We start from the raw sequence: 26198 nt of genomic DNA, 5'->3' as shown, positions 1-26198 counted from the left end.
GCACCGTCCGACGCCGGCCCGGCACAGCGCCCGGCCGGCGTCGGACGGTCAGCCGTCCCCGTCGACGTGGATCACCTCGGCCGCCGGGCGGCGCGGCGCCGCCGGCAGCTCCGCCGCCGGTGGCCCCCACCCCACCCGGACCACCAGGTACGGCTCGCCCACGTCGGCGAGCAGCTCCCGCATCATCCGGCGCGGCCAGGCCAGCTCGATGGTGTCGCTGATCGGGGCGGTGGACAGCCCCGCCGCGGTCGCGGTGAGCAGCAGCGCCGACAGCGCCTCGCCCCCGCGCAGCCACCCCGCCGGGTCGTCCCGGTCACCGAACAGGATCACGTACGCCGCACCCCGGTCGAAGTCGACGCCGGCGGCCAACCCGGCGGCACCGCCCGGCGCGTAGTCACGCAGCGGCACCCGACGCGGCCCCGGGCGCACCGCCGTGGCCGCCGGCACCCCGTCACCGCTGCCGGCCGGCCGGTGGGTCCACCGGTGCAGCTCCGCCCGGTAGCCGGGGTCGGCCAGCTCGGCGTCGGCCGCCCGGCCCGTCGACACGGCCAGCATCGGCATCTGGTCGGCCCGGACCACGTGCAGGTGCGCGCCCTCGGCCTCGACCGCCGCCCGCAACCCGGTCAGCACCTCGTCGGGCACCGGCCGGTCGCCGAAAGCCCGCCGGTCGGTGCGCCGCCGGGGGATCGCCTCGGTCAACCGGGCGGCGGCCAGGTCCAGCCCACCCGGCCCGGTGGCCCGCAGCCGGGCCAGCAACCCCGGGTCGGCCGGGTCGGGCAGCCGGTCGACCTCGACCCGCCACCCCGCGGCGGCCAGCGCCACCCGGGCGTGGTGCAGCACCGCGCCGCAGCTCAGGGCGAGCAACCGCCCGTCCGGGTCGGTGCTGGCCAGTTGCCGCGTCGGGTCGGCGTGCAACACCAACAGCCCCCGGGTGACCCGCCAGCGCCACGGTTGGGTGTTGAACACCGACGGCGCGTACCGGGACAGCTCGGCGGCGGCGGTCAGTTCGCGTACGGTCGGCACCGGGCCCGGCCGGGTGGACGGCGAGGTCATCGCAGACACCTCCTGGTCGCTCTGCCCCCACCCTGCGCCGCCCCGGCGGGTCGCGGACAGGGCCACAGGACCCGACCGGGCGGGCCGGTGGCCCGTCAGCAGCCGGTCCAGCGCACCGGGGTGAACCGGTCGGTGGTGGTCCAACCGACCGCCGTGCCGGTGTCGGTGACCGCCCGCGCCTGCACACCGGGGAACCCGGCGACCGCCCCCGGCAGCGGCGTCACCCCGTCGGCGTGCCACACCGCCCGCGGGCCGAGCAGCGCCCCACCGGCGGTGACGTCCTGCACCGGCTCCACCGCCGGGTCGACGACGGTGGCCTTCCCGGTGCCCAACTCCCACCGCACCGGCTGCCGCTGTCCGTCGGGGTCGTCGCCGGTGGTGCCGGCCGCCCACCCGCCCCGGGCCGCGAACACCCAGGCGTTCGACCTGCCGGGCACGGTGAGCCGGACGAACTGCCCGTCGGGGCGGCGCACCCAGCCGGCGTAGGACGACGAGCCCGCCGACACCCGGGCGGAGCCGACCACGGTGCCGTCGTCCAGCACCGTGACGGCGACCCCGTCGGGCGGGGTGTCGATCGTCTCGACCGTGCCCGGTCGGTCCACCGGCCAGCGCAACGCGATCATGCTCTCGGTCGCCTCCACCGCGCCGTACCCCACGACGTCCCCGCGTCCGTTGATCCCGGCGGCCCAGGCGCCCGAGACGCTCCCCGGGACGGGCAGGTCGGTCAGCCCGCCGTTCTGGTAGCGCCACGGCCGCTGCACCGCGGTGACGTAGGCGTTGCCGATCACCACGCCGGCGCTGTTGACGCCCACCACGTCCTCGGCCAGCGCGGTGTCCACGACGGTGACCCGGGCACCCTGCCAGAGCAGCAGCGCCGGCTCCCACACCCCGTCGGTGATCCGGGTGCCGATGCCGGCGACGTACCGCCCGGTCGGATCGACGGCCGTGGCCCGGCCGTGGGCCACCCCGGCGGGCAGGGGCAGCGGATGCAGCGCGCACAGGCGCAGGCCGTCCCGGCGTGGTCCGGCGGGGGCGGTGCCGGGCAGGCCCAGCACGGCGGTCAGCAGGCCGACGACGGCCCCGGCGAGCAGGCGGTGACGGATCATGGTGGCTCCCATCGGACGTGGTGGTGGGGGACCGCGCCCCGGCCCGCCGCGTCCGGCCCGCCGGTGGGCGGGCGCGGGCAGGTCGTGCGGTGCGGCCGGCCCGGCGGACCGGGCGACGGTGACGCCTGTATGACGGTCGAGCCGGGCACCGGGTTACGCGCTGTCCGGAACGCGACCGCTCCCGACGGCCCGCGCCACGGCGGCCCGCACACCCGACGGCCTCACGCCGGTGGCCGGAGCAGCGCGCCGGGCGGTCCGTGGGCGCGACGGCGTCGGGTGGCCCGCCCGTGCGGGATCATGGGGGGACCCGGCGGAGGGAATACGATGGCCTACCTGTTCCTGCTGATCGCGATCGGTGCCGAGGTGGCCGGCACCAGCCTGCTCAAGGCGACGCAGGGGTTCACCCGGCTCTGGCCCACGGTCGGGCTGGCCGTGGCCTACCTGACGGCCTTCGGCATGCTCGCGCTGGCGGTCCGGGACATCCCGGTCGGGGTGGCGTACGCGATGTGGTCCGGGCTCGGCACCGCCGCGATCGTCGCCGTCGGCGCGGCCTTCCTCGGTGAGCCGCTGAGCCTGACGAAGGTGGTCGGGGTGGGTCTGATCATCGGGGGAGTGGTCGTGCTCAACCTCGGTGGGGCGCACTGAGCCGGCCGCCCCGGTGCGGGGCGGCCGGCTGCGGCGCGGCCGTTAGCGGCGGCCCGCGGAATGCCGGTGCATGACCTGCCGCCCCCGCACGAACGCCAGCACGATCACCACCAGCAGCGCGACGAGGCCGATGATGGCCAGCCAACGGACCGCCTCCAGCAGCAGCCCGAGCAGGATGAGTGCGCCGCCGACGACACCGACGACCCAGAGCATGGCCCGCATGTCCACCTCCCGTGACTCACTGACCGGGCAGCCTTCCCGTTCCGGGCCGCCGTATGCCCCCACGCCACGGGGAGCGGGGTCAGTGCGGGTCGGGCCGTCGGCGGGCGACGTAGACGGTGTTGGCGGACTCACCGCCGGTCAGCGGGTTGGCGAACGGGACGACGTGCGCCTGCCAGGTGGTGAACACCTCGGCCAGGACCCGGCCGAACGCGTCGTCCGGCGGATCGTCCGACCAGAGCGCGAACACCCCGTCGGGCAGCAGCAGGTCGGCCAGCCGGCGCAGCCCCTCGGGGGTGTAGAAGGCGGCGTGGCTGGGGTGCAGTACGTTGCGCGGGGAGTGGTCGACGTCGAGCAGCACCGCGTGGAACCGGCGGCCCGGCTGCTCCGGGTCGAAACCGCTGCCGTCGGCGACCGCGGCGAAGAAGTCCGCCCGCACGAACCGGGTCCGTGGGTCCGGGGCGAGACCGGCGGCGAAGGGGAGCAACTGCCGGCGGTGCCAGTCGATGACGTCCTCGATCGTCTCCACCACCAGCACCGTGCGTACCCGGGCGTCCTCCAGCGCGGTACGGGCGGTGTAGCCGAGGCCGAGACCACCGACCACCACGTCGAGCGGCCCGTCGCCCAACGGGGCCAGCCCCAGCCGGGCCAGTTCGATCTCGGCGACCGGGAAGAGGCTGGACATCAGGTACTCGTCGTCGAGCTTCACCTCGTAGACGTCGACGTCGAGCGCGGGTTCCCGCCGCCGGCGCAGGCTGATGGCGCCGATCGGGGTCTCCCGCCAGGCCAGTTCCTCGAATCGCACGCCCACCGGGCCGTCCCTCCACCGTCGTCGTGCCGGGATGCTACCGGGACGACCGGTTCGCCTGCGGCATCGGCGCGCGGCGGCGCGGGCCGGGCGGACGGCGCCGGCCGCCGCCGGGCCACCACGCAGGGTCCACGGGACATCGACGCAGCGCATATCCTGTCCGCCGAGGACTCGCGGAAGGGACGCCATGCCGTCGCGGCAGGACCAGCTCCACTCCTACCAGTTCACCGTGCAGCGGGCCGTCGCCGCCCTGGTCATGCGGGAGACCGACCCGGCGCGGTCGCCGTTTCGCCGGCTGGCCGGCGCCGGGCTGGCCAGCGTCCTGGTGGCGGCGATCGGGCTGGGCGGCTGCGCCCTCTACGGCCTGTTCGTCGGGGGCGGGTCGACGTGGCGCGACACCGGCGCGGTGATCGTCGAGAAGGAGTCCGGGGCCCGGTTCGTCTACCGCGACGACCGGCTGCACCCGGTGCTCAACTACGCCTCCGCGCTGCTGATCGTCGGCGCGGACCGGTCCCGTACGGTGCTGGTGTCCCGCCGGTCCATCGAGGGGGTGCCGCGCGGGCTGCCGCTGGGCATCGCCGACGCCCCGGACTCGCTGCCGGCCGCCGGGCGACTGTCCACCGCGCCGTGGACGGTCTGTTCGCGGGCGCCGGCCGACGCGGCGGGCGCCGTACCCCGTTCGGCGTTGCTGATCGGCCGGGAGGCGACCGGCGGGCGGCGGCTCGCCGAGGAGGCGGTGCTGGTCCGGCACCCCGACGGCGGGCTGCACCTGATCTGGCACCAGCGTCGGCACCTGCTGCGTGACACCCCCCGGGTGCTCGCCGCGCTGGCGACCACCCGGGAACGCGCGGTTCCCGCCGCCCCGGCACTGCTCAACGCCCTGCCGGCGGGCGTCGACCTGGCCCCGCCGTCGCTGGCCGGGCTCGGTGAGCCCTCGTCCGGGGTCACCGACGCCACGGTCGGGGACGTCTTCCTGGTCCGCAACTCCGGCGGTGGTCGGCAGTACGCGGTCGCCGGGCGCGACGGCCTGGCCGGTATCACCGAACTCCAGGCGGCCCTGCTGATGGCCCGTACCGGCCAGGACGAGCCGGCCCCGATCAGCCTGGGCCGGTTCGCCGCGTCGCCCAAGCTGCCCGATCTGGTGCCGACCGGGCCGACCGCGCCACCACCGGCCCCGCCCCGCCTGGCCGGCGTCGACGGCGGCGCGCTCTGCGCCCGGATCGGCGACGACGGCACGGTCGGCGAGGTACGGGTCGACCCGACCGTGCCGGACCTCACCGCCGCCCGCAGCACCGACGCGCCGGGCGGGGTGCGCGCCGATCAGGTGCTGGTCGAGCCGGGACGCGGTGCGGTCGTCGAGTCGGTGGCCGCGCCGGGCGCGGACGGTGGGGCCGTGTCGGTGGTCACCGACCTGGGCCGCCGCTACGTGCTCGCCGACGAGGGGGTGCTCGGCATGCTCGGCTACCGGGGGGTCACCCCGGTCCGGCTCCCCGCCGGCCTGGTCAGCCTCGTTCCCGCCGGCAGCACCCTCGATCCGGCCGCCGCCCGGGCGGTCGCCGCCCCGTCCTGACCGGCGGCGTCCGGCGCGCTCCCCGGGGAGGTAAGTCAGTTGGGGCGGCGCAGCAGGCTGACGGCGAAGTCCGCATCGTCCCGCCAGGGGCGCAGGTCCCAGGTGGCGAAGCGCTGTTCGAGGCGGAGGCCGGCGGCGGCCAGGTCGCTGTCGAAGTGGTCGAGCCGGTAGCCCCGGTCGAGGCCGAAACCGACAAGCACCACCCCGTCCGGGCGCAGGTGGGTGGCGATCCGGGTCAGCACGGCGGGTTCGGTGCCGGCGGCGACGAAGGCCATCACGTTGCCGGCCACCACGGCGGCGTCGAACGGCTCCGCCTCGCCGTCGGCGGCGAGGTCCAGCGTGGCGAGGTCGGCGACCAGCCAGCGCGGCCCGGGGTGGTCGGTGCGGGCCGCCTCGACCAGGACGGGATCGGCGTCGACCCCGACCACCCGGTGCCCCCGCGCGGCGAGCGCGGCACCGACGCGTCCGGTGCCGCAGCCGGCGTCGAGGATGCGGGAGCCGGGGGCCACGACCGCGTCGACCAGGCGGGCCTCACCGGCCAGGTCGGCCCCTTCGGCGGCGAGCCGCCGGAACCGGTCGATGTACCACTGGGAGTGTTCGGGGCCGGTCTCGGTCGCCCACCGGGTCGGGTTGGTCATGCCGCCACGGTATCCGGCCGGCCCGGCGTGCCGCGGCGTCCACGGCACCGCCCACCGTGCCCGGGAACCCGGAGCGGGACCGGGCCGGTCGCGGCGGGGCTCAGGGCAGTTGGGCCACCGTGACGAACTCGTTGTAGGTGAAGACCTTGCCCATCGACCGGGGGAACGGGAAGGAGTACTGCTTGACCACCGTCATGCCGAGATCCCGGGCGGCCTGCGCGGCCTCGTCGAACCCGACGAACCGGACGTGGGTGGCGTCGCTGGCGTAACCCCGCTCCTGCGGGGTGATGAAGACCGCCGTGCCGCCGGAGCGCAGGAACGGCAGGTAGCTGGAGATGACCTCCAGGGCCGCCTCGGCGGGCAGGTGCTCCAGCAGGTGGGCGGCGAGCAGCGCGTCGAAGGCGCCGGGTCGGGCGTGCGGGGACTGGTGGAACTCCTCGATCGTGTACGCCTCCAGCCCGGCGGCCCGCGCGTGCGCCACCGAGGTGGGGTTGTGGTCCACCCCGACCGCGCCCTCACCCAGGTTGGCCAGGTTGCGGCCGAGGCCGCAGCCGACGTCGAGGGTCCGGCCCAGGTCGAGCCGCTGGAGGTTCCACCGGTACGGCGCCTGCACGTCGAGCACCTGCTTCCAGCGCGCGCCACCGAGGCGTTGCAACCGCTGGGTGTAGTCCTCGCCCTCGGTGCCCGCCGCGGTGTCCTGCTCTGCTCGACTCATCGCCGGCCTCTCTGCCCGTCGCGGAAACGTCGCCACCCGGCACGCGTGCGGGAGGGCACGCCGCCGGCCGTCGGGTGCCCGCGCCGACGCGGACACCCGACAGATGCTACGGACCCGGGCGGCCATCGTCAGCCCCCACGGCGGGCGGGTCGGGGCTGGTGACACAGGGTGGTGCGGGGTTCGACCCTGGGTGCCGGCCGGGGTCGCGGTGGCCCGTCGGGCCGGTGGCGTCGGCGTCGCCTCCCGGGTCAGGTGCCGCCGGCCGGGGTGACTCCGGCCCCGGGTCAGGCGATGCCGGCCGGGGTGACGCCGCCGGCCCGCAGCGCGGCCAGCGGGGCGTCGTCGACGGCGTAGCCGAGCGCGTCGACCACCTCGACCACGCCGCTGACCTGCGCGCTGAGGCGCAGCGCCAGGTGCACGGTGGACCACCGGTCCAGTTGGCCGGTGAGGGTGACCACACCGCCGTGCACGGTCACCTCGACCGTGCCGTCGGGCACCCCGAGCACCCGGTGCAGCACGTCGGTGACGACGTCGCGACGGATGTCGGCGTCCGGCCGGAGGTGGACCCGGAGCAGGTCGCCCCGGGTGACGATGCCGACGAGGCGGCCCAGGTCGTCGACGACGGGCAGCCGCTTGACGCCCCGCCGGTCCATGATCCGGGCGGCCTGCGCGAGGGTCACGCCGGGGGAGACGGTGACCGCCGGTGCGGTCATCAGGTCCCCGGCCAGGGTCGCGGCGGCCTTGGCCCACCCGGTGCGGGTACGGCGACCGGGGAAGATCCGCCGCTCGTGCGGCTGCCCGAGCCGTTCCACCTTGTGCAGCAGGTCGGCCTGGGAGACCACGCCGAGCACCCGCCGGGTGCCGTCGACCACCGGCACCGCCGTGACGTGCCGGGCGGTGAGCAGGTCCACCACCGTCCGGTACCCGGTGTCCTCGTCCACCGTGAGCACGTCGACCGTCATCACGTCCTGCACCTGCCACGTCCGCATGGCGTCCTCCTCGGTCCCGCCTCCGACGCTAGGTGGCGGGCGGGGCCCGGGGCAGGGGCGCAGGACCGGATCGGGGTGGGCCGGAGGTCCCGGGTGGTCGGGCGTCCCTAGGATGGCGGGGGCCCACGGTTGCGGCAACCCACCTGACCTGGCGTTAAGGTGCCGTCCATGGTGGAAAATAGCCGGTTTGCAGGCCCTTTCACCGCAAAATTACTTGTCGGTAGACACTTAGGCTGAAACTCCTTTTCGCGCTAGGGGGATGATCGGCCGATTTTCGCCGTCCGATCTTCAGGGGTCGGTGGGCCCTTCGGTCCGACTCCGATCGATGATCTTTCCTCGGCCGGATGTCGTCCTATTCTGCTTCCATTGTGAAGTCCTGGGGGGGATCATGATCACAATTGGCTGTTCCTGCGCGGCTGCCCACAGTGGAGCCGAGCCGATCCGCTGACATGGCGCAATCGACGATCATCCAACAGTTCGCCGAGGTCTCGGCCACCCGTACCGACCACCCGGCGATCCTCGGCGAGACCCACGAGGTCAGCTACGCCGCCCTGGCCGCCACCGTCGGCGGGCACGCCGTCGCGCTCACCGCGGCCGGCGTCCGCCCCGGCGACCGGGTCGCCCTGCTCACCGGGCACGGCGCCGGCACCATCGCCGCCGTCCTCGGCACCCTCGCCGCCGGTGGCGTGTACGTGCCGCTGGACCCCGGGTTCCCGGTCGACCGGCTCCGGCACATGCTCGCCGCCGCCGCCGTGCGCGTCATCGCCTGCGCCCCCGACCACCGCGACCTCGCCGACGCCCTGTGCGCCACCCGACCCGGCACCGCCGTGCTGGTCCTCGACCCGACCGCCACCGCCGGGCTGCACCCCCTCCCGGTCGACCCCGACAGCCCGGCGTACGTGCTGTTCACCTCCGGCTCCACCGGCACCCCCAAGGCCGTCGCGCAGACCCACCGCAACCTGCGGCACGTCGTCGACAACCAGATCCGCACCCTGGGGATCGGCCCGGCCGACCGGCTCAGCCTGCTCGCCTCGTTCAGCTTCGACGCGGCCATCCCCGACCTCTACCCGGCGCTGCTCACCGGGGCCGCCGTCGTCCCCGTCGACCTGCGGCGGCACGGCCTGGCGTACGCCGTCGGGCAGCTCGCCCGGCACCGGGTCACCGTCTACCACTCCACCCCGACCGTCTACCGGTTCCTGCTCGACACCCTCGGCGAGCGGCGGCTGGACAACATCCGGGTGGTGCTGCTCGGCGGCGAGCAGGCCACCTACGCCGACGCCGCCCGGGGCCGCGACCGGTTCGCCCCGGGATGCCTGCTGGTCAACGGCTACGGCGCCACCGAGATGACGTTCGCCGCCCGGTACGCGCTGCCGCTGGCCGACGCCGACCCGGCCGGCGCCGGCCCGCTGCCGATCGGCACGGCGCTGCCCGGCTACACGCTGCGGCTGGCCGACTCCGGCGAGATCGTGGTGCACAGCCCGCACCTCGCCCCCGGCTACCTCGGCCGGCACAGCGACCGGTTCGGCGTCGACCCCGACGGGACGCCCACCTACGCCACCGGCGACCTGGGCGCGTTGCTGCCCGGCGGGGACCTGGTCTGTCTCGGCCGGCTCGACCGCCAGGTCAAGGTGCGTGGATTCCGGGTCGAGCTGACCGAGGTCGAGGCCGTCCTCGCCGCGCAGCCCGGCATCGCCGCCGTCCGCGCCATCGCCCGCGACGGGGCGCTGCTCGCGTACGCCGTGCCGGCCGGCGGCCACCTCGACCCGGCGGCGCTGCACGCCGCCCTCGCCCGACGGCTGCCCGACTACGCGCTGCCCCGCGCCGTGCTGGTCCTCGACGCGTTCCCGCTCACCGTCACCGGCAAGATCGACGAGCGGGCGCTGCCCGACCCGCCCCGGACGGTCCCCGCCGGACAGGAGCCGGCCACCGACACCGAGCGGGCCGTGCACGACATCTGGTGCGCGGTGCTCGGCCGCGCCGCCGTCGGCCGGCAGGAGAGCTTCTTCGACGCCGGAGGACAGTCCCTGCTGCTCGGCCAGGTGCAGCAGCGCATCGCCGACCGGTTCGGCACGACGCTGCCCATGGTGCGGCTGTTCGCCCACCCGACGATCGCCGCCCAGGCCCGACTGCTCGACCCCGGCGTCGACGGGCCGCCGGCCCGGGCGGAGCGCACCGCCCCGCTCCCCGCGCCGACCCTGCCCACCCCGACCGCGCCGCCGGTCGCCGCCCGCGAGTACACCGGCGACGAGATCGTGGTGGTGGGACTCGCCGGCCGGTTCCCCGGCGCACCCGACGCCGCCACCTTCTGGTGGAACGTCTGCGCCGGCGTCGACTCGGTGCACGACCACTCCGACGCCGAGCTGACCGCCCTCGGCATCGGGCCGCGGCTGCGCGCCGACCCCCGGCACGTGCGGGCCACCGGCCGGCTCGACGGGGTCACCGACTTCGACGCCGAGTTCTTCGCCATGGGCGACGAGGAGGCCGCCCGGACCGACCCCCAGCACCGGCTCTTCCTGGAGACCGCGTGGGAGGCGCTGGAGGACGCCGGGCACGACCCGACCCGCTTCCCCGGCCTGGTCGGCGTCTACTCCGCCACCTCCGCCAACCGCTACTTCCTGTTCCACCTGATGGACAACCCGGCCGTGGTCGGCGACGTCGACCCGGACGACTGGGAGGCCCGGCTGATCGGCCGGCAGGCCACCGACCACCTGCCCGGTCAGGTGGCGTACCGGCTCGGGTTGACCGGGCCGGCGGTGGCCGTGCAGAGCGCCTGCTCCAGCTCCCTGGTCGCGGTCTGCGTCGCCGCCCAGAGCCTCGCCGACTACCAGTGCGACATCGCCCTCGCCGGCGGGGTCAACGTCACCTGGCCCCGCTACCGGGCCACCCCCGGCGGGCTGGCCTCCCCGGACGGCCGCTGCCGCGCCTTCGACGAGGCCGCCGAGGGCTCCGGCTTCGGCTCCGGGGTCGGTGTGGTCGCGCTGCGCCGGCTCGCCGACGCCCAGGCCGACGGGGACCGGATCTACGCCGTCCTGCCCGGCTGGGCGGTCACCAACGACGGCCCCGACCGGGCCGGCTTCGCGGTGCCCGGCCCCGCCGGGCAGGCCGCCGCCGTCGCGAACGCCCTGGCCGCCGCCGAGGTCGCCCCCGGCGAGGTCCGCTTCATCGAGGCCCACGGCAGCGGCACGCCCCTCGGCGACGCCATCGAGGTCGCCGCCCTGCACGAGGTGTACGGCGGAGCCGCCCCCGCCGAGTCCTGCGCGCTCGGCGCGGTGAAGACCAACATCGGTCACCTCGACGCCGGGGCCGGCATCGCCGGGCTGATCAAGACGGTGCTCGCCGTCCAGCACGCGGTGATCCCGCCGAACCTGCACTTCACCCGCCCGCACCCGGAGATCGACCTGGCCGGCGGCCCGTTCTACGTACCGACCAAGGCGCGGGACTGGCCCGACGCGCCGCGCCGGGTGGCCGGGGTCAGCGCGTTCGGGCTCGGCGGCACCAACGCGCACGTGGTCGTGGAACAGCCGCCACCGGCCGTACCGGCCGAGCCGTCGCCCCCACGGGCCTGGCTGCTGCCGGTGTCGGCGCGTACCCCGCAGGCGTTGCGGGCGGCGTTGACCCGGCTGCGGCACCACCTGGCCGGCGTCGGGCCGGCCCTGCCCGAGGTGGCCGCCACCCTGGCGCTGGGCCGGCGGTCCTTCGCCCGGCGGGCCGCCGTGGTCGCCGCCGACCTGGCCGGGGCGGTCGCCGGACTGGACGAACTGCTCGCCACCGACGCCACCGTGGCCGGTGCGCCGGGGGCGCTGCGTGACCTGGCCGCCGGCTGGGTGGCCGGCCGCGACGTCGACTGGGCCGCGCTGCACCCGGAGGGCGCCGTCCGGCGCACCGGACTGCCCGGCTACCCCTTCCAGCGCCGGCGGCACTGGATCGACCCACCGCAGAGAGGCGCACGGTGAACTGGTTCGTCTCGCCCGGAAGCCGACCCCAGGCACCGGTGCAGTTGTTCTGCCTGCCGTACGCCGGAGGTGGCGCCAGCGCGTTCCGCCGCTGGCAGTCAGAGGCCGGCCCGGACGTGGAGGTGCTGCCGGTGCAGCTGCCCGGCCGGGAGAACCGGATCGGCGACGACCCGGACTTCACCGTCGCCGAGGTGGCCACCGCCATCGCCGACCGGGCCGACCGCCCGTACGCGGTCTACGGGCACTCGATGGGCGGGCGGGTCGGCTTCGAGGTGATCCGGGAGCTGCGCCGCACCGGCCGGGAGTTGCCGGTGCGGCTGTACGTCGGCGGTGCCCGCGCCCCGCACGTCACCGCGGCCAGCTTCTTCGACGGGCTGTCCCGGGTGGACGACGACGAGCTGCTGCGCCGGCTCGCCGCCGGCGGTGGCCTGCCCGACGGCCTGCTGGACCACCCGGAGCTGGTGGAACTGCTGCTGCCGTTGCTGCGCGCCGACTTCGGCCGGGTCGACAGCTATCGGTACCTGCCCGAGGCGCCGCTGCCGGTGCCGGTGGTGGCGTTCGCCGGGCGGCACGACCGGGCGGTCAGCCGGGAGCAGAGCGCCGCCTGGGCCGAGCACACCGCCGCCGGCTTCACCCTGCACGAACTCGACGGCGGCCACTTCTTCCTGCACGACCGGCTGCCCGAGCTGCTGCGGCTGATCCGCGCCGACCTGGCCGCCGCCAGCGAAACCCCCGCCCCGGCCACCCGCGCCGACGCGGCTCCGGCCGGGGTCGGCGGCCACCGGGTGCCGCTGGGCGACACCGGCTGGTCGGTGTGGCGCGACGCGATCCTGCGCGGCACCGGCTTCCCCGCCGACGGGCTGACCCGCTTCGCCGCGCCGCAGGTCGCCGCGGCCGCCGACGACCTGCTCGACGGCGACACCCCACCGGACCGGTTCGACAAGGAGTTCACCGAGGCCGTCCGCGCCGCCGCGCACCGGTGCAGCGAACTGGCCGCCGACCCTCTGCTGCGGGAGGCGGTCACCTGGCAGAACCGGGGCGCGCTGGTCGCCCTGGACGGGCTGGCCCGCAGCGGCGGCGACGCGGCCCGCAACGTGCGCCGCCGCGACCGCGAGCGGGCGCTGCTCAAGTACTGGCAGCGCTACGCCGGCAAGAACGAGACGGTCGGCTTCTTCGGGCCCAGCTGCTGGGTCACCGTCGACCCGCAGCAGCCGGAGGTGGCCCGGGTCGACCACGGCGCGGCGCTGACCCGCCGCCGGTGGGTCTGGTTCGAGTCGTGGGCGCTGGCGGCCTACGCCGACCGGATCGGCACCGACCCGGCGGTCCGCCGCTGGTGGCCGCCCCGGCTCTGCGCCCAGCTCAGCGTCCGGGGCCGGGAGGTATGGCGGCCCGGCCGGCCGCCGGTCCCGCTGTCCCCGGTGGAGGCCGCGCTGCTCGCCGCCGTCGACGGCCACCGGCCGGCGTACGACCTGGTGGCCGACCCGGCCGTCGGGTTGCGCCGGCCCGAGGACGGCTACGCCCTGCTGGACCGGCTGGTGGCCCGGGAACTGCTCACCTGGGACGCCGCCCTGCCGGTCAGCCCCGACGCCGAGCCGGTGCTCTCCGCCCGGATCGCCGCGATCGGCGACGAACCGGCCCGGCTGACCGCACAGGCCGGCTGGGACCGGCTGCGGGCGGCCCGCGACGCCGTCGCCGCGGCCGCCGGCGACCCCGACCGGCTGCGGGTCGCCCTCGACGAGCTGGACGACACCTTCACCGCGCTGACCGGGGCCGCCCCCCGCCGCCGGGAGGGCCAGATGTACGCCGGCCGGACCATCTGTTACGAGGACACCAGCCGGGACCTCGACGCGGTCTTCGGCGCACCCCTGCTGGCCGACCTCGCCGCCCCGCTCGACGTGCTGCTGCGCGCCGCGCGCTGGCTGGTGCAGGCGCTGGCGCAGGCGTACGACGCGGTGTTCCGCTCGCTCTACGAGGAGCTGCGCGCCGAGGCCGGCGACGGTCCGGTCGCCCTGTCCGACCTGTGGTTCCTCGTCCAGGGCCTGTTCTGGGGCGAGGGGGAGCGGCCGGTCGACGCGGTGGCCGCCGAGTTCGCGGCCCGCTGGGCCGGACTGTTCGGATTGGACACCCGACCCGCCGACGCCGGGCCGGTCCGGCTGCGGGTCGCCGACCTCGCCGACCGGATCGACGCGACCTTCCCCGCCACCCGACCCACCTGGTCCAACGCCCTGCTGCACAGCCCCGACCTGCAGATCTGCGCCACCGACGTGGGCGCCCTGCGACGCGGGGAGTACACCGTCGTGCTGGGCGAACTGCACGCCGGCTGGTCGTCGTTCGACTGCTCGGTGTTCACCCCCGCGCACCCGGACGTGGAGCGGCTGCGCGCCGCGCTCGCCGAGGACCTCGGCGCACGACGGGTCCGGCTGCTCTTCCCGACCGACTGGCCGCGCCGGACCAGTCGTACCGCCGAGGCGTTGACCGGGCCGACGGACCGGCACCTGGCGTTCCTGCCCGCCCCCGGCGGCGACCCGGCCCGGCTGCTGCCCACGGTGGACCTCACCGTCACCGACGAGCGGGGCGACCTGGTCGCGACCGCCGGCGACGGGCAGCGGTGGCCGCTGGTGGAGATCTTCGCCGAGCTGCTCAGCGCGCACGCCGTCGACGGGTTCAAGCTGGTCGCCGCCGCGCCCCGCACGCCCCGGATCGTGCTGGACAACCTGGTGGTGGCCCGCGAGACGTGGCGGACCACCGTCGGCGCGTGCGGGTTCGCCGACGCGCGCGGGGAACGCGACCGCTACCTCGCCGTCCGGGCCTGGCGGCGGCACCTGGGCCTGCCGGAGCAGGTCTACGTCAAGCTCGGCACCGAGACCAAGCCCTGCTTCGTCGACCTGAGCAGCCCCGCCTTCGCCAACATGCTCTGCGCCATGGTCCGGGCCGCCCGGGTCGACGGCGGCGACGCGGTCTCTCTGGTGGTCAGCGAGATGCTGCCCACCCCCGACCAGGCGTGGGTGCCCGACGCCGCCGGCCGGCGCTACTTCAGCGAGCTGCGGTTGCAGATCGTCGACGCCCCCGCCGGGGAGGCCACCCGATGAGCCACCTGATACCTCTGGGCGGCACCGGCTGGTCGGTGTGGCGGGACGTGGTGCTGCGCAGCGCCGGCTTCCCGGCCGCCGGGCTCGACCGGTTCGCCGCCCCCGGCGCGGCCGCCGCCGCCGACGGTGTGCTCGCCGGGGAGGTCCCGCCGGAGGTCTTCGGCAAGATCCTCGGCGCGGCCTTCCTGGAGTCCTCGGCCGTCGCCGGGGAGATCGCCGCCGACCCGCTGCTGCGGGAGGCGATCACCTGGCAGAACCCGGACATGCTGGCGGCGCTGGACGGGCTGCTGCGCACCGATCCGGCGGTGCGTAACTCCCCCCGCCGCAAGCGCGAGGCCCGGCTGCTGCGCTACTGGCAGCGGTATTGCGGCAAGGCCGAGACGATCGGCTTCTTCGGCCCGGTCTGCTGGGGCGTGTTCGACCCCGCCCACCCGGGCGCGGAGCTGCGGCCCGGCCCGGCCCTGGTCACCCGCCGGCAGGTGTTCTTCGAGGCGTGGGCGCTGACCGAGTACGCCGACCGGCTCGCCGACGACCTCGCCGTGCGCCGGTGGTGGGCCCCGATGCGGCAACCGCACCTGACCGTCGAGGACCGCCGGCTGCGCCGGCCGCTGCACCCGCCGATCGCGTTGACCGCCACCGAGGCCCGGCTGCTGGCCGACTGCGACGGCCGGACCCCCGCCGTCGAGCTGGTCCGGCGGCTGCACGCCGACGGGCTGGTGCACCGCGTCGACGACGGCTACCTGCTGCTGGACCGCTGGGTCGAGCGGGGACAGCTCTCCTGGGGGGCCAACCTGCCGGTCAGCCCGGACGCCGAACGGGTGCTCGCCGACCGGATCGCCGCGATCGGCGACGACCAGGCCCGCGCCGGGGCCGCCGCCGGGTTCGACCGGCTGCGGGCGGCCCGGGACGAGGTCGCCGCCGCCGCCGGTGACCCGGACCGGCTCGCCGCCGCGCTGGCCGGCCTCAACACCGAGTTCACCGCCGTCACCGGCCGGCCCGCCACCCGCCACCGTGGCCAGATGTACGCCGGCCGCACCGTCTGCTACGAGGACTCCGCCCGGGACCTGGAGTTCCGTCTCGGCGCGCCGGTCCTCGACGCGCTGGCCGCCCCGCTGGCGGTGGTGTTGCAGGCCGCCCGCTGGCTGACCGCCGAGATCGGCGTCGGGGTCACCACCCTGCTGGCCGAACTGCACGACGAGCTGGCCGCCGACGGGCCGGTCCGGCTGGCCGACATCTGGTCGCTGGCCCAGGGCACGCTGGTCGCCCCGCACGGGCCGGTCGCCGCCGCGGGAGCCGAACTCACCGAGCGGTGGGCGCGGCTGTTCGGCCTACGGGACCTGCCGGCCGACTGCGTCGAGCTGCGGCTGTCCGCCGCCGACCTGGCCGGGCAGGTGCACGCGGTCTTCCCCGCCGACCGGCCCGGCTGGCCGTCGGCCCGGCTGCACAACCCCGACGTGCAGATCGCCGCCGCCTCCCCGCAGGCGCTGGCGCGGGGGGAGTTCCTGCTGGTCCTCGGCGAGCTGCATCCGGCCGCGATGGCGTTCGATAGCGCGGTGCTCAGCATGTTCCACCCCGATCCGGCGGCGCTGCGGGCGGATCTCGACACCGACCTCGGCCCGACCCGGCTGCGGGTGCTGTGGCCGGAGAGCTTTCCCCGGCGGGCCACCCGCACCACCTACGGCCTGCCCGGCCCCACCGACCGTGAGCTGGGCATCGACACCGCGCAGGGGGCCGACGTCGACCGGCTGGTGGCGGCCACCGCCGTCACCGTCTCCTACGACGGCGACGAACTGGTCGCGGTCTTTCCCGACGGTGCCCGCTGGCCGCTGGTGGAGGTCTTCGCCCAGGTCCTCGGCGCGCTGCTGCTGGACGCGTTCAAGCTGCTCGACCCGGCCCCGCACATGCCCCGGATCGTCATCGACCGGCTGGTGGTGGCCCGGCGCACCTGGCGGACCACGGTGGGGGCCAGCGGCCTCGCCGGGCATCCCGACGAGACGGCCCGCTACCTCGCGGTGCGCCGCTTCCGGGCCGCCGCCGACCTGCCCGAGCGGGTGTTCGTCAAGGTCGGCACCGAGGTCAAGCCCTGCTACGTCGACCTGACCGGCCCGCTGTACGCCCAGTCGCTGTGCGCCATGGTCGACACCGCCGTCCGGACCGGCCCGGACGTCCCGCTGGTCGTCACCGAGCTGCTGCCCACCCCGGCCGACAGCTGGGTTCCCGACGCGGCGGGCCGGGGGCACGTCAGCGAGTTGCGCCTGCTGATCACCGACCCGGCCACCTATCCGGGCGTCGAACCCGCCAGCCACCGGGGAGCCGACCCCGCCACCGTACGGGGAGTGCAGTGACCGACATCCTGACCGTCAGCGCCGTCGCCGGGGAGGCACTGCCCTGGCCGGACGGCACCCTCGCCGACCTGATCGTCGAGCGGGCGGCCCGCTGCCCGGACGCGGTGGCGGTGCGCCAGTGGGACGACCGGCTCACCTACCGGGAGCTGGTCGGCCGGGCGGCCGGCCTGGCCGCCGCCCTGCGGGCCCGGGGGGTGGGCCGGCAGACCCGGGTGGGGATCTGCGCCCACCGCCGCCCCGACCTCGTGGTCGACGTCCTCGGCGTGCTGCTCGCCGGCGGCTGCTACGTGCCGCTGGAGCCCGGCGGCCCCCGGCAGCGGCTGCGGGAGATCGCCGCCGACGCCGGGGTGACGCTGGTGGTCGGCGACGCGGCGGCGGTCGAGTTCGCCGACACCCCCGGGATCGAGGTGGTCACCGCCACCGGCCCGGCCCCGCTGGCACCCTGCCCGGCGCGGGCCGGCGACCCGGCGTACGTGCTGTTCACCTCGGGCTCCACCGGACGGCCCAAGGGGGTGCTGACCACCCACCGCAACGTGGTGGAGTTCGTCACCGGCTGCGCCGCGCTCAGCGCCGCCGACGCCGGGGTCCGCAGCCTCGGCATCGCCTCGCTCGGCTTCGACGCGGCCAGCATCGACCTGTTCGTCCCGCTGCTGCTCGGCGGCAGCGTGCAACTGCTCGGCGGCGACGACCGCTCCGACCCGGACCGGCTGGCCCGGTTCATCGCCGCCCACGACGTCAACTGGGGCTTCATCACCCCGACCGTGCTGTCCATGCTGGACCCGGCCCGGGTGCCCGGCTGGCGGACGGTGCTCTGCGGCGGCGAGGCCGTCCCCGCCGAGCTGGCCGCCCGCTGGGCGCCGGGACGACGGCTGCTCAACGGCTACGGCCCCACCGAGACCACCGTGCTGGCGGTCAGCGGCGCACTGACCGCCGCCGACACCGACCCGGTGCCGATCGGGCTGCCCCTGCCCAACCACCGGGCGTACGTGGTGGACGACGCGTTGCGGGCGGTGCCGCCGGGGCAGACCGGTGAGCTGCTGATCGGCGGCCCCGGGTTGGCCGACGGTTACCTCAACCGGCCCGGCCTGACCGCCGACCGGTTCGTCCCCGACCCGTTCTCCGGGCTGCCCGGCGAGCGGCTCTACCGCACCGGCGACCTCGTCCGGCAGGGCGACGACGGGCGGATCGTCTACCTCGGTCGGGCCGACCGGCAGGTCAAGATCCGGGGCCAGCGGATCGAACTGGGCGAGGTGGAGGCCGTGCTGGCCGCCGTGCCCGGCGTCGGACGGGTGGCCGTGGAGGCGGTGCCCGGCCCGGCCGGGACCGAACTGGTCGCCTTCCTCACCCCGGCCACCGCGCCCGACGACGACGCCGTCCGGGCGTACGCCGGGGGGCGGTTGACCGCCGCGATGCTGCCGGCGCGGCTGCTGCGCCGCGACGACCTGCCGGTCAGCGCCACCACCGGCAAGCTGGACCGGCCGGCGCTGCGGGCGCTGGCCGACGCCGCCCTGACCGCCGCCCCCGCTGCCGGGCCGACCGACGAGCCGGCCGACCCGGTCGAGCGGGCCGTCCGGCGGGCCTGGACCCGGCTGCTCGGCGCGGCACCCGCCCCGGACGCCGACTTCCTCGCCGCCGGTGGCAACTCCATCGCCGCGATGCGGCTGGTCGCCGCGCTCCGCGCCGAGCTGGGCCGGCACGTCGACACCCGGGACGTGCTGACCGGGCGCACCCCGGCCGCGCTGGCCGCCCGGCTGCGGGCCGCCGCGCCCGCCGACGCCGACGGGCTGACCACCGGCAACCCACCCACGCTGTCCCCGCCGCAGCGCCGGCTGTGGTTTGTCGACCAGCTCGCCCCCTCCAGCGCCCCCTACAACATCGCGGTCGCGCACCGGCTGCGCGGCCCGCTGGACACCGGGGCGCTCGGCGCGGCGCTGCGGGCCGTGGCGACCCGGCACGACGTGCTGCGCTGGCGCATCCCGCAGACCGCCGGGGTGCCCTACGCGGTGTGCGAGGAGCCGACCGACGTGGCGGTGCCGGTGGTCGACCTGACCGGCCGCGCCGACGCCGAGGCCGAACTGGCCGGGATGCTCGCCGCCGGTGCCGCGCACGCCTTCGACCTGGCCACCGGACCGCCCTGGCAGGTGACCGTCTACCGGCTCGGCCCCGCCGAGCACGTGCTGGCGATGACCATGCACCACGCGGTCTTCGACGGCTGGTCCGAGGCCGTCCTCTACGCCGACCTGGCCACCGGGTACGCCCACGCCGTCGCCGGTGACCCGCCGGTGCTGCCGGCCCTGGCCGCCTCGTACGCCGACTACGCGGTGTGGCGCGACGCGCGGGACCGCCGGCAGGGCCCCGCCGACCTCACCTGGTGGGCGGAGCACCTGCGGGGTGTGCCGACCGTGCTGGACCTGCCCCGCGACCGTCCCCGCCCGGCGGTGCAGACGTACGCGGGCGCGGAGGCGGCGGTGACGCTGACCGCCACCGCCGACCGGGCGGTCCGGGACCTGGCCGAGCGGGGCGGCAGCACCGTCGCGGCGGTGCTGCTGGCCGGGTTCGCCGAACTGCTGCGCCGGCTCACCGGCGGCGACGACCACGTGGTCGGGGCGATCGTCGCGGACCGCCGGCTGGCCGCCTTCGACGACGTGGTCGGCTTCTTCATCGACACCGTCCCGGTGCGGCTGTGCACCGGCCCCGACGGCCCGGCCGGGGTGGGATTCGCCGAACTGGTCGACAGGTGCGCCGCCGAACTGCACGAGGCGACCGCCCACCCGGGCGCGCCGCTGGAGAAGCTCGTCGAGACCCTCGGCGTCGGCCGGGACACCTCCCGGGCACCCTTGGTGCAGGTGCTGTTCAACGTGCTCAACTTCACCGCGCCCCGGCTGACGCTGACCGGGCTGACCGCCGAGGCGCTGCCGGTGCCCAAGCCCGGCTCCCCGTTCGACATCACGGTCTACGTGGTGCAGCGCGACGGCCGGTGCGGGGTGGACGTGGTCTACAACCCGGACCTGTTCGACGCCGACCGGATCGACGCGCTCCTGGCCGACCTCGCCGACCTGGTCGGCGCGCTCGCCGCCGACCCCGACACCCCGGCCGGCGCGGTCGCCGCGGCGCTGCCCCGGCCGACCGTGCGGGTGGCGGCGCTGGGCGCGATGACCGTGGCCGCCACCGAACCGGTCCGGGTCGCGCCGGTGCCGACCGGGCCGGACGAGCTGACCGAGACCGAGGAGCTGATCGCCGGCATCTGGCGGCAGGTGCTGGAACGCGACCGGGTCGGGGTCGCCGACAACTTCTTCGACATCGGCGGGCACTCGCTGGCCCTGGCGGCGGTGCACGCCCGGCTCACCGCCGCGACCGGCCGGTCGATCACCATGCTCGACCTGTTCCGGCACCCCACCGTCCGGGCGCTCGCCGCCAGCCTCGACGGGGCCGCCGACCGACCCGAGCTGGCCCGCGCCGCGTTGCGCGCCGCCGCCCGGCGCGGCCGGACCCGTCGTACCCCACCGCCCCGCCGACCGCACCAACAGTGACGACGCCTCCCTCCCCACCGCCCGCGGGCGGCACCTTGCGACAAAGGACAACCCCGATGCAGAACGATTTCGCCACCGCGTCGCCCACCGACGACGGCATCGAACCCATCGCCATCGTCGGGCTCGCCGCGCGGCTGCCCGGCGCCGCCGACGTCGACGAGTTCTGGCGCAACCTGGTCGACGGCGTCGAGTCGGTCACCGAGCTGAGCCGTGACGAGCAGCTCGCCCGGGGCGCGACCGCCGACGAGGTCGACGACCCGGGCTGGGTGAACCGGGCCCCGCTGATCGACGGGTACGACACCTTCGACGCCGGGCTGTTCGGGATGACCAGCCGCGAGGCGGAGATGACCGACCCGCAGCACCGGCTGTTCCTGGAGAGCTGCTACACCGCGTTGCAGGACGCCGGCTACGACCCGGCCCGCTACCCCGGGGCGGTCGGCGTGTACGCCGGCACCGGCGGCAACACCTATCTGCACCGGTACGTGCTGCGCAACAAGCGCGTCGGCGGCAACCCGCACGGCGCGGTCTCGCTGGCCACCGGCAACTCGCCCAACTACGTGGCGACCAACGTGTCGTACCGGCTGGACCTGCGCGGGCCGAGCCTGACCGTGCACACCGCCTGCTCGACCTCGCTTGTCGCCTTCCACCTGGCCTGCGAGGCGCTGCGTAACCACGAGTGCGACATGGCGCTGGCCGGTGGCGTCAACGTGGAGCTGCCGCACATCGGCTACCTGGGCATGGACGGCTTCACCTCGCCCGACGGCCGGTGCCGCCCGTTCGACGCCGGGGCCAACGGCACGGTCTGGGGCAGCGGCGTCGGGGTGACCCTGCTCAAGCGGCTCTCCGACGCGGTCGCCGACGGCGACACGATCCGCGCGGTGGTGCTGGGCAACGCGATCAACAACGACGGCGCCGGGAAGGTCGGCTTCACCGCCCCCAGCGTCGACGGGCAGGTCGAGGCGATCGCCCAGGCGGTCGGGATGGCCGGGGTCGACCCGCGCAGCATCAGCTACGTCGAGGCGCACGGCACCGGCACCGCGCTGGGCGACCCGATCGAGGTGGCCGCCCTGTCGGCGGTGTTCACCCGGGACACCGACGAGCGGGGCTGGTGCGGCATCGGCTCGGTGAAGTCCAACATCGGGCACCTGAGCCAGCCGTCCGGCATCGTCAGCGTGATCAAGACGGTGCTGGCGATGGAGCACGGGCTGATCCCCCCGACGATCAACTACGAGACGCCCAACCCGGGCATCGACTTCGCCGACACCCCGTTCTACGTGGCGAACACCCTGACCAAGTGGGACACCGACGGCGGGCCGCGCCGGGCCGGGGTCAGCTCGTTCGGCATCGGCGGCACCAACGCCCACGTGGTCCTGGAGGAGGCCCCGGCGGCCCACCGCGCGGACCGGCGGGTCCGCCCGGCGCACCTGCTGACGGTGTCGGCGAAGACCGCGTCGGCGCTGGACAGCGCCGTCACCCGGCTCGCCGACCACTTGGCGGCCACCACCGACGGCGGGCCGGGACTGCTCGCCGACGTGGCGCACACGCTGCGGGTGGGCCGGCAGGAGTACCCGCACCGGGTGGCCGTGGTCGCCACCGACCTGGCCGAGGCGGTGACCGCGCTGCGTACCCCGCGCCGCCGCCAGTCCGGGGTGGTCGACGGTGCCGCGCCCCGCACCGCGTTCCTCTTCTCCGGCCAGGGCGCCCAGTACGCCGGGATGGGCGCGCAGCTCTACGCCGAGGAGCCGGCCTTCGCCGCCACCGTCGACGAGTGCGCCGCGCTGCTCCGGCCCGAGCTGGGCCTGGACCTGCGGGACCTGATCCTCGGCCGGGACCCGCAGGCGGCGGAGAAGCTCACCGAGACCCGCTACACCCAGCCGGCCCTGTTCGTCGTCGAGTACGCCCTGGCGCTGCACTGGCAGCGGGCCGGCGTACGCCCGGCGGCGATGATCGGCCACTCGATCGGCGAGTACGTCGCCGCCACCGTCGCCGGGGTGCTGACCCTGCCCGACGCGCTGCGGGTGGTCGCCGCCCGGGGCCGGCTGATGCAGTCGCTGCCGGCCGGGGCGATGCTCGCCGTGTCGCTCGACGAGACGCAGGTCGCCGCCCGGCTGCCCGAGGGGCTGTCCATCGCCACCGTCAACGGGCCCGGCACCTGCGTGGTGGCCGGCGAGAGCGAGGCTGTCGCCGCGTTCGCCGACAGCCTCGGCGGCAAGAAGAGCAAGCCGCTGCGCACCTCGCACGCGTTCCACTCGCCGATGATGGACCCGATCCTGGCCGAGTTCACCGCGTTGATGGCGACGGTGCCGCTGCACGCCCCGACCATCCCGTTCCTGTCCAACGTGACCGGCACCTGGATCACCGCCGAACAGGCCACCGACCCGGCGTACTGGGCGGCGCACCTGCGCCGGCCGGTGCGTTTCGGTGACTGCGTGGCGACCCTGCTCGGCGCGGGCACCTGGGCGCTGCTGGAGTGCGGGCCGGGCCGGCAGTTGGCCAACCTGGCCCGGATGCAGGTCGCCAAGGGCTCCCCGGCGCAGCGGGCGTTGACCCCGCTGGGCAGCCTGCCCGGCCCCGGTGAGCCCACCGGCGACCTGGCCACCCTGCTCACCAGCGCCGCCGCCCTGTGGTGCGCCGGGACCGGGGTGCGGCTCGACGCCGACCCGGCCGCCCGGCGGGTGCCGCTGCCGACGTACCCGTTCGAGCGGCTGCGCTACTGGGTGGACCCGGACCCGGTGGCGGCGACGCCCGACGCCCCGGCCGACGCCGGCCCGCAGGCGCTGGAGCGGTGGTTCGCGGTGCCGGTGTGGCGGCAGGCCGCCGCCGACCCGGTGACCGTGCCCGGCGGCCGCTGCCTGGTGCTCGCCGCCGGCCCGCGCGCCGACGCGCTGGTCGCCGCGCTGCGGGCCGCCGGCGATGACCCGGTCGTGGTACGCCCCGGCACGGCGTTCGCGGCGACCGACGACGGGTACCGGCTGCGCCCCGGCCACCGCGAGGACCACGACGCGCTGGTCGCGGCGTTGACCGTCGGCGGGATGCCGACCCGGCTGGTGCACGCCTTCGCCCTGGACGGCACGCCCGCCGGCCTCGACGCCGCCGCCACCTGGGACGCCCAGCAGCGCGGCTTCTTCGACGCCCTGCACCTGGTGCAGGCGCTCGCCGGGGCGGGGGTGACCGCCGGGGAGCAGCCACTCACCCTCGACCTGGTCACCGCGGGCGTCGGCGACGTCACCGGTGCCGACCTGGTCCGCCCCGAGCACGCCACCCTCGCCGGCCTGGCCCGGGTGCTGCCGGCCGAACTGCCCGGCCTGGCCGTACGGCTGGTCGACGCCGACCCGGCCGGCGACGGGGTCGACGCGCTCGCCGCCGAACTGCGCCGCCCGGTCGACCCGGAGCGGGCGGAGGTGACGCTGCGCGGCACCCGCCGCTGGGTGACCGGCTACGAGCAGGTGACCGTCGCCGCCGAAACCGGTTCGGGGGCGTTGCGCGACGGCGGCCGGTACCTCGTCACCGGTGGCCTGGGCGGCATCGGCGTCACCCTCGCCGAGGACTTCGCCCGGCGGGCCGGGGCGAAACTGGTGCTGCTGGCCCGCTCCGGGCTGCCGCCGCGTGAGCGGTGGGACGACCACCTGGCGGTGCACGGCGGCGCGGACCGGGCCGGTCGGGCCATCGCGGCGATCCGCCGGATGGAGGCGGCCGGCGCGACGGTGCTGGTGCTCGCCGCCGACGTCACCGACCCGGCCGACCTGCGTCGGGTCCGGGCCACCGTGGAGGCCGAGTTCGGCGGGCTGGACGGCATCGTGCACGCCGCCGGTCTGCCCGGCGGCGGGATGGCCGAGGTGAAGGAACGGGCCGAGGCCGAGCGGGTGCTCGCCCCGAAGCTCACCGGCACCCTCGCCCTGGCCGAGGTCTTCGGTGACCTGCCGCTGGACTTCGTGGCGCTGTGCTCGTCGATCACCTCGGTGATCGGCGGCTTCGGCCAGGTCGACTACTGCGCGGCGAACGCCTTCCTCGACGCCTTCGCCCGCTCCGGCGCGGGTTTCCGGGCCCCGGTGCTGTCGCAGAACTGGGGTGGCTGGGCGGAGGTCGGCATGGCGGTGGAGACCGCCGCGCCGGCCGCGTTCCGGGCCGCCGGCCGGGACACCGTCACCACGCCGGTGGAGCACCCGGTGCTCACCACGAAGGTGGTCGGCCCGGAGTCGACGGTGCTGCACGGGCTGGTCTCCGCGGACACCCACTGGCTGCTCGACGAGCACCGCATCGGCGGGGTGCCGGTGGTGCCCGGCACCGCCCACCTGGAGTCGGTACGGGCCGCCGTGGCCGCCGCGGTGCCCGGCCCCGCCCCGCAGGCCGTGGTGGAGCTGCGCGACGTGGTGTTCCTGGAGCCGTTCGCGGTGCCGCAGGGCACCGTCGCCCAGTACCGGGTGGAGCTGACCGCCGCCGAGGACGGCGTCGACTTCGCCGTCCGCAGCCTGGCCGCCGGCAAGCTCCGCACCCACGTGCGCGGCTCGGCCGGCTGGACCGTCGAGGCCGCCCCGCCGGCCCGGGTGCCGGTGGTCGACGGCCGGCGGGTCGACGACGACGCCTCGTTCGGCCGGGGCCGCACCAGCATGCTGACCTTCGGCCCGCGCTGGGCCTCGCTGGCCGAGCACCGGCTCGGCGACGGCGAGGAACTGGCCCGGATCGAGGCCCCGGAACCGGTCCGCGCCGACCTGCCGGCGTGGGGGCTGCACCCGGCGCTGCTCGACGTGGCCACCGCCTTCGGCCGGGGGCAGGGCGACGGCACCTACCTGCCGCTGTCGTACGGGCGGATCGTGGTGCGCGGGCCGCTGCCGGCGGTGTTCCACAGCCACCTGCGGCACCGGGCCAGCGCCACCGACGAGGTGGTCGCCGCCGACCTGTCGCTGACCGACCCGCAGGGGCGGGAACTCGTCGCGATCGGTGACTTCGTGCTGCGCCGGGTCGACCAGGGCGCGGTCACCGGCGGGTTGACCGGCACCGCCGACGCGGCCCCGGCCGAACCGGCGGCCGGGGCGCTCACCGAGGACATCCGCCCGGTCGACGGCGCGGAGGCGTTCCGGCGCAGCCTCACCGCCGGCCTCGGCCCGCAGGTGGTGATCGCCACCCGGACGGTGGCGGACATCCGGCGGCGGGCCTCCCGGGTCACCACCGACAGCCTGGAGCAGGACCCGGAGCCGTCGACCGCCGCCCGGGCGTCGACCGGCGGCGGCTCGGCGGCCCCGCGTACCGAACTGGAGATCACCATCGCCGGGGTGTGGCGGGACGGGCTGGGGGTGGCCGAGGTCGGGGTGGACGACGACTTCTTCGCCCTCGGCGGCAACTCGCTGGTCGCGGTGCAGCTGATCGCCGCGATGCGTAAGGCGACCGGGGTCCGGCTGCCGATGCGCAGCCTCTTCGAGACCCCGACCGTGGCCGGTCTGGCCGAGCGCATCACCCAGCTGCGGGCCGCCGCCGCCGACGAACCGGCCGCGCCGGCCACCATCCCCGCCATCCCGCGGCTACCCCGCGCCTGACGTCGAG

General features: G+C 76.4%; 14 protein-coding genes. 7 read left to right on the top strand and 7 right to left on the bottom strand.

Features of this window, described 5'->3' with window-relative positions; genetic code table 11:
• Nucleotides 1-48: 48 nt before the first annotated feature.
• Nucleotides 49-1053 (bottom strand): nitroreductase, encoded by a 1005-nt coding sequence (locus FJK98_RS20205; RefSeq protein WP_145920422.1) that lies wholly within the window; start codon nt 1051-1053, stop codon nt 49-51.
• Between the two features lie 95 nt (nt 1054-1148).
• Entirely contained in the window at nt 1149-2159 is a 1011-nt protein-coding gene (locus FJK98_RS20200; protein WP_145920421.1) for a hypothetical protein, read from the bottom strand.
• A 324-nt stretch (nt 2160-2483) separates the two neighbouring features.
• On the opposite strand from FJK98_RS20200, the gene FJK98_RS20195 reads away from it, so the two are divergent.
• Complete coding sequence (locus FJK98_RS20195) at nt 2484-2804, top strand: multidrug efflux SMR transporter (RefSeq protein WP_145920420.1); 321 nt, start codon at nt 2484-2486, stop codon at nt 2802-2804.
• 42 nt (nt 2805-2846) lie between these two features.
• On the opposite strand, the gene FJK98_RS20190 is transcribed toward FJK98_RS20195, so the two are convergent.
• Together FJK98_RS20190 and FJK98_RS20185 are read right to left on the bottom strand one after the other, a co-directional pair.
• Nucleotides 2847-3026 (bottom strand): hypothetical protein, encoded by a 180-nt coding sequence (locus tag FJK98_RS20190; RefSeq protein ID WP_145920419.1) that lies wholly within the window; start codon nt 3024-3026, stop codon nt 2847-2849.
• Between the two features lie 79 nt (nt 3027-3105).
• On the bottom strand, nt 3106-3834 hold the full coding sequence (locus FJK98_RS20185; RefSeq protein WP_145920418.1) for a spermidine synthase: 729 nt from the start codon (nt 3832-3834) through the stop codon (nt 3106-3108).
• 184 nt (nt 3835-4018) lie between these two features.
• On the opposite strand from FJK98_RS20185, the gene eccB reads away from it, so the two are divergent.
• Nucleotides 4019-5401: a type VII secretion protein EccB gene (gene eccB, locus FJK98_RS20180; protein ID WP_145920417.1), complete on the top strand. Its 1383-nt coding sequence runs from the start codon at nt 4019-4021 to the stop codon at nt 5399-5401.
• Between the two features lie 35 nt (nt 5402-5436).
• On the opposite strand, the gene FJK98_RS20175 is transcribed toward eccB, so the two are convergent.
• The 3 genes from FJK98_RS20175 to FJK98_RS20165 form a co-directional block, all read right to left on the bottom strand.
• Complete coding sequence (locus FJK98_RS20175) at nt 5437-6039, bottom strand: bifunctional 2-polyprenyl-6-hydroxyphenol methylase/3-demethylubiquinol 3-O-methyltransferase UbiG (RefSeq protein WP_145920416.1); 603 nt, start codon at nt 6037-6039, stop codon at nt 5437-5439.
• A 100-nt stretch (nt 6040-6139) separates the two neighbouring features.
• Complete coding sequence (locus FJK98_RS20170; protein WP_145920415.1) at nt 6140-6754, bottom strand: methyltransferase domain-containing protein; 615 nt, start codon at nt 6752-6754, stop codon at nt 6140-6142.
• 284 nt (nt 6755-7038) lie between these two features.
• Nucleotides 7039-7743: a CBS domain-containing protein gene (locus tag FJK98_RS20165; RefSeq protein WP_145920414.1), complete on the bottom strand. Its 705-nt coding sequence runs from the start codon at nt 7741-7743 to the stop codon at nt 7039-7041.
• Between the two features lie 449 nt (nt 7744-8192).
• Here FJK98_RS20165 and FJK98_RS20160 point away from each other — a divergent pair, with 449 nt between their 5' ends.
• Genes FJK98_RS20160 through FJK98_RS20140 form a run of 5 tightly spaced genes read left to right on the top strand, consistent with a single transcriptional unit; the run spans nt 8193 to nt 26191 of the window.
• On the top strand, nt 8193-11696 hold the full coding sequence (locus FJK98_RS20160) for an AMP-binding protein (RefSeq protein ID WP_145920413.1): 3504 nt from the start codon (nt 8193-8195) through the stop codon (nt 11694-11696).
• The gene (locus FJK98_RS20155) at nt 11693-14785 is read left to right on the top strand and encodes a thioesterase domain-containing protein (protein ID WP_145920412.1); all 3093 of its coding nucleotides are present in this window, start codon (nt 11693-11695) and stop codon (nt 14783-14785) included. The genes FJK98_RS20160 and FJK98_RS20155 overlap by 4 nt, the downstream gene beginning before the upstream one ends.
• Nucleotides 14782-17130: a lantibiotic dehydratase gene (locus tag FJK98_RS20150; protein ID WP_145920411.1), complete on the top strand. Its 2349-nt coding sequence runs from the start codon at nt 14782-14784 to the stop codon at nt 17128-17130. The genes FJK98_RS20155 and FJK98_RS20150 overlap by 4 nt, the downstream gene beginning before the upstream one ends.
• Nucleotides 17127-20660: a non-ribosomal peptide synthetase gene (locus tag FJK98_RS20145; RefSeq protein ID WP_145920410.1), complete on the top strand. Its 3534-nt coding sequence runs from the start codon at nt 17127-17129 to the stop codon at nt 20658-20660. The genes FJK98_RS20150 and FJK98_RS20145 overlap by 4 nt, the downstream gene beginning before the upstream one ends.
• A gap of 56 nt (nt 20661-20716) precedes the next feature.
• Nucleotides 20717-26191: a type I polyketide synthase gene (locus tag FJK98_RS20140; RefSeq protein ID WP_145920409.1), complete on the top strand. Its 5475-nt coding sequence runs from the start codon at nt 20717-20719 to the stop codon at nt 26189-26191.
• The last annotated feature ends 7 nt before the right edge of the window (nt 26192-26198 follow it).

It is taken from the genome of Micromonospora sp. HM134 (assembly GCF_007833915.1).
In the GTDB taxonomy this organism is placed as follows: domain Bacteria; phylum Actinomycetota; class Actinomycetes; order Mycobacteriales; family Micromonosporaceae; genus Micromonospora; species Micromonospora wenchangensis.
Note: the sequence above shows the minus strand (reverse complement) of the source record. Positions and strands in the feature narration are given on the sequence as shown.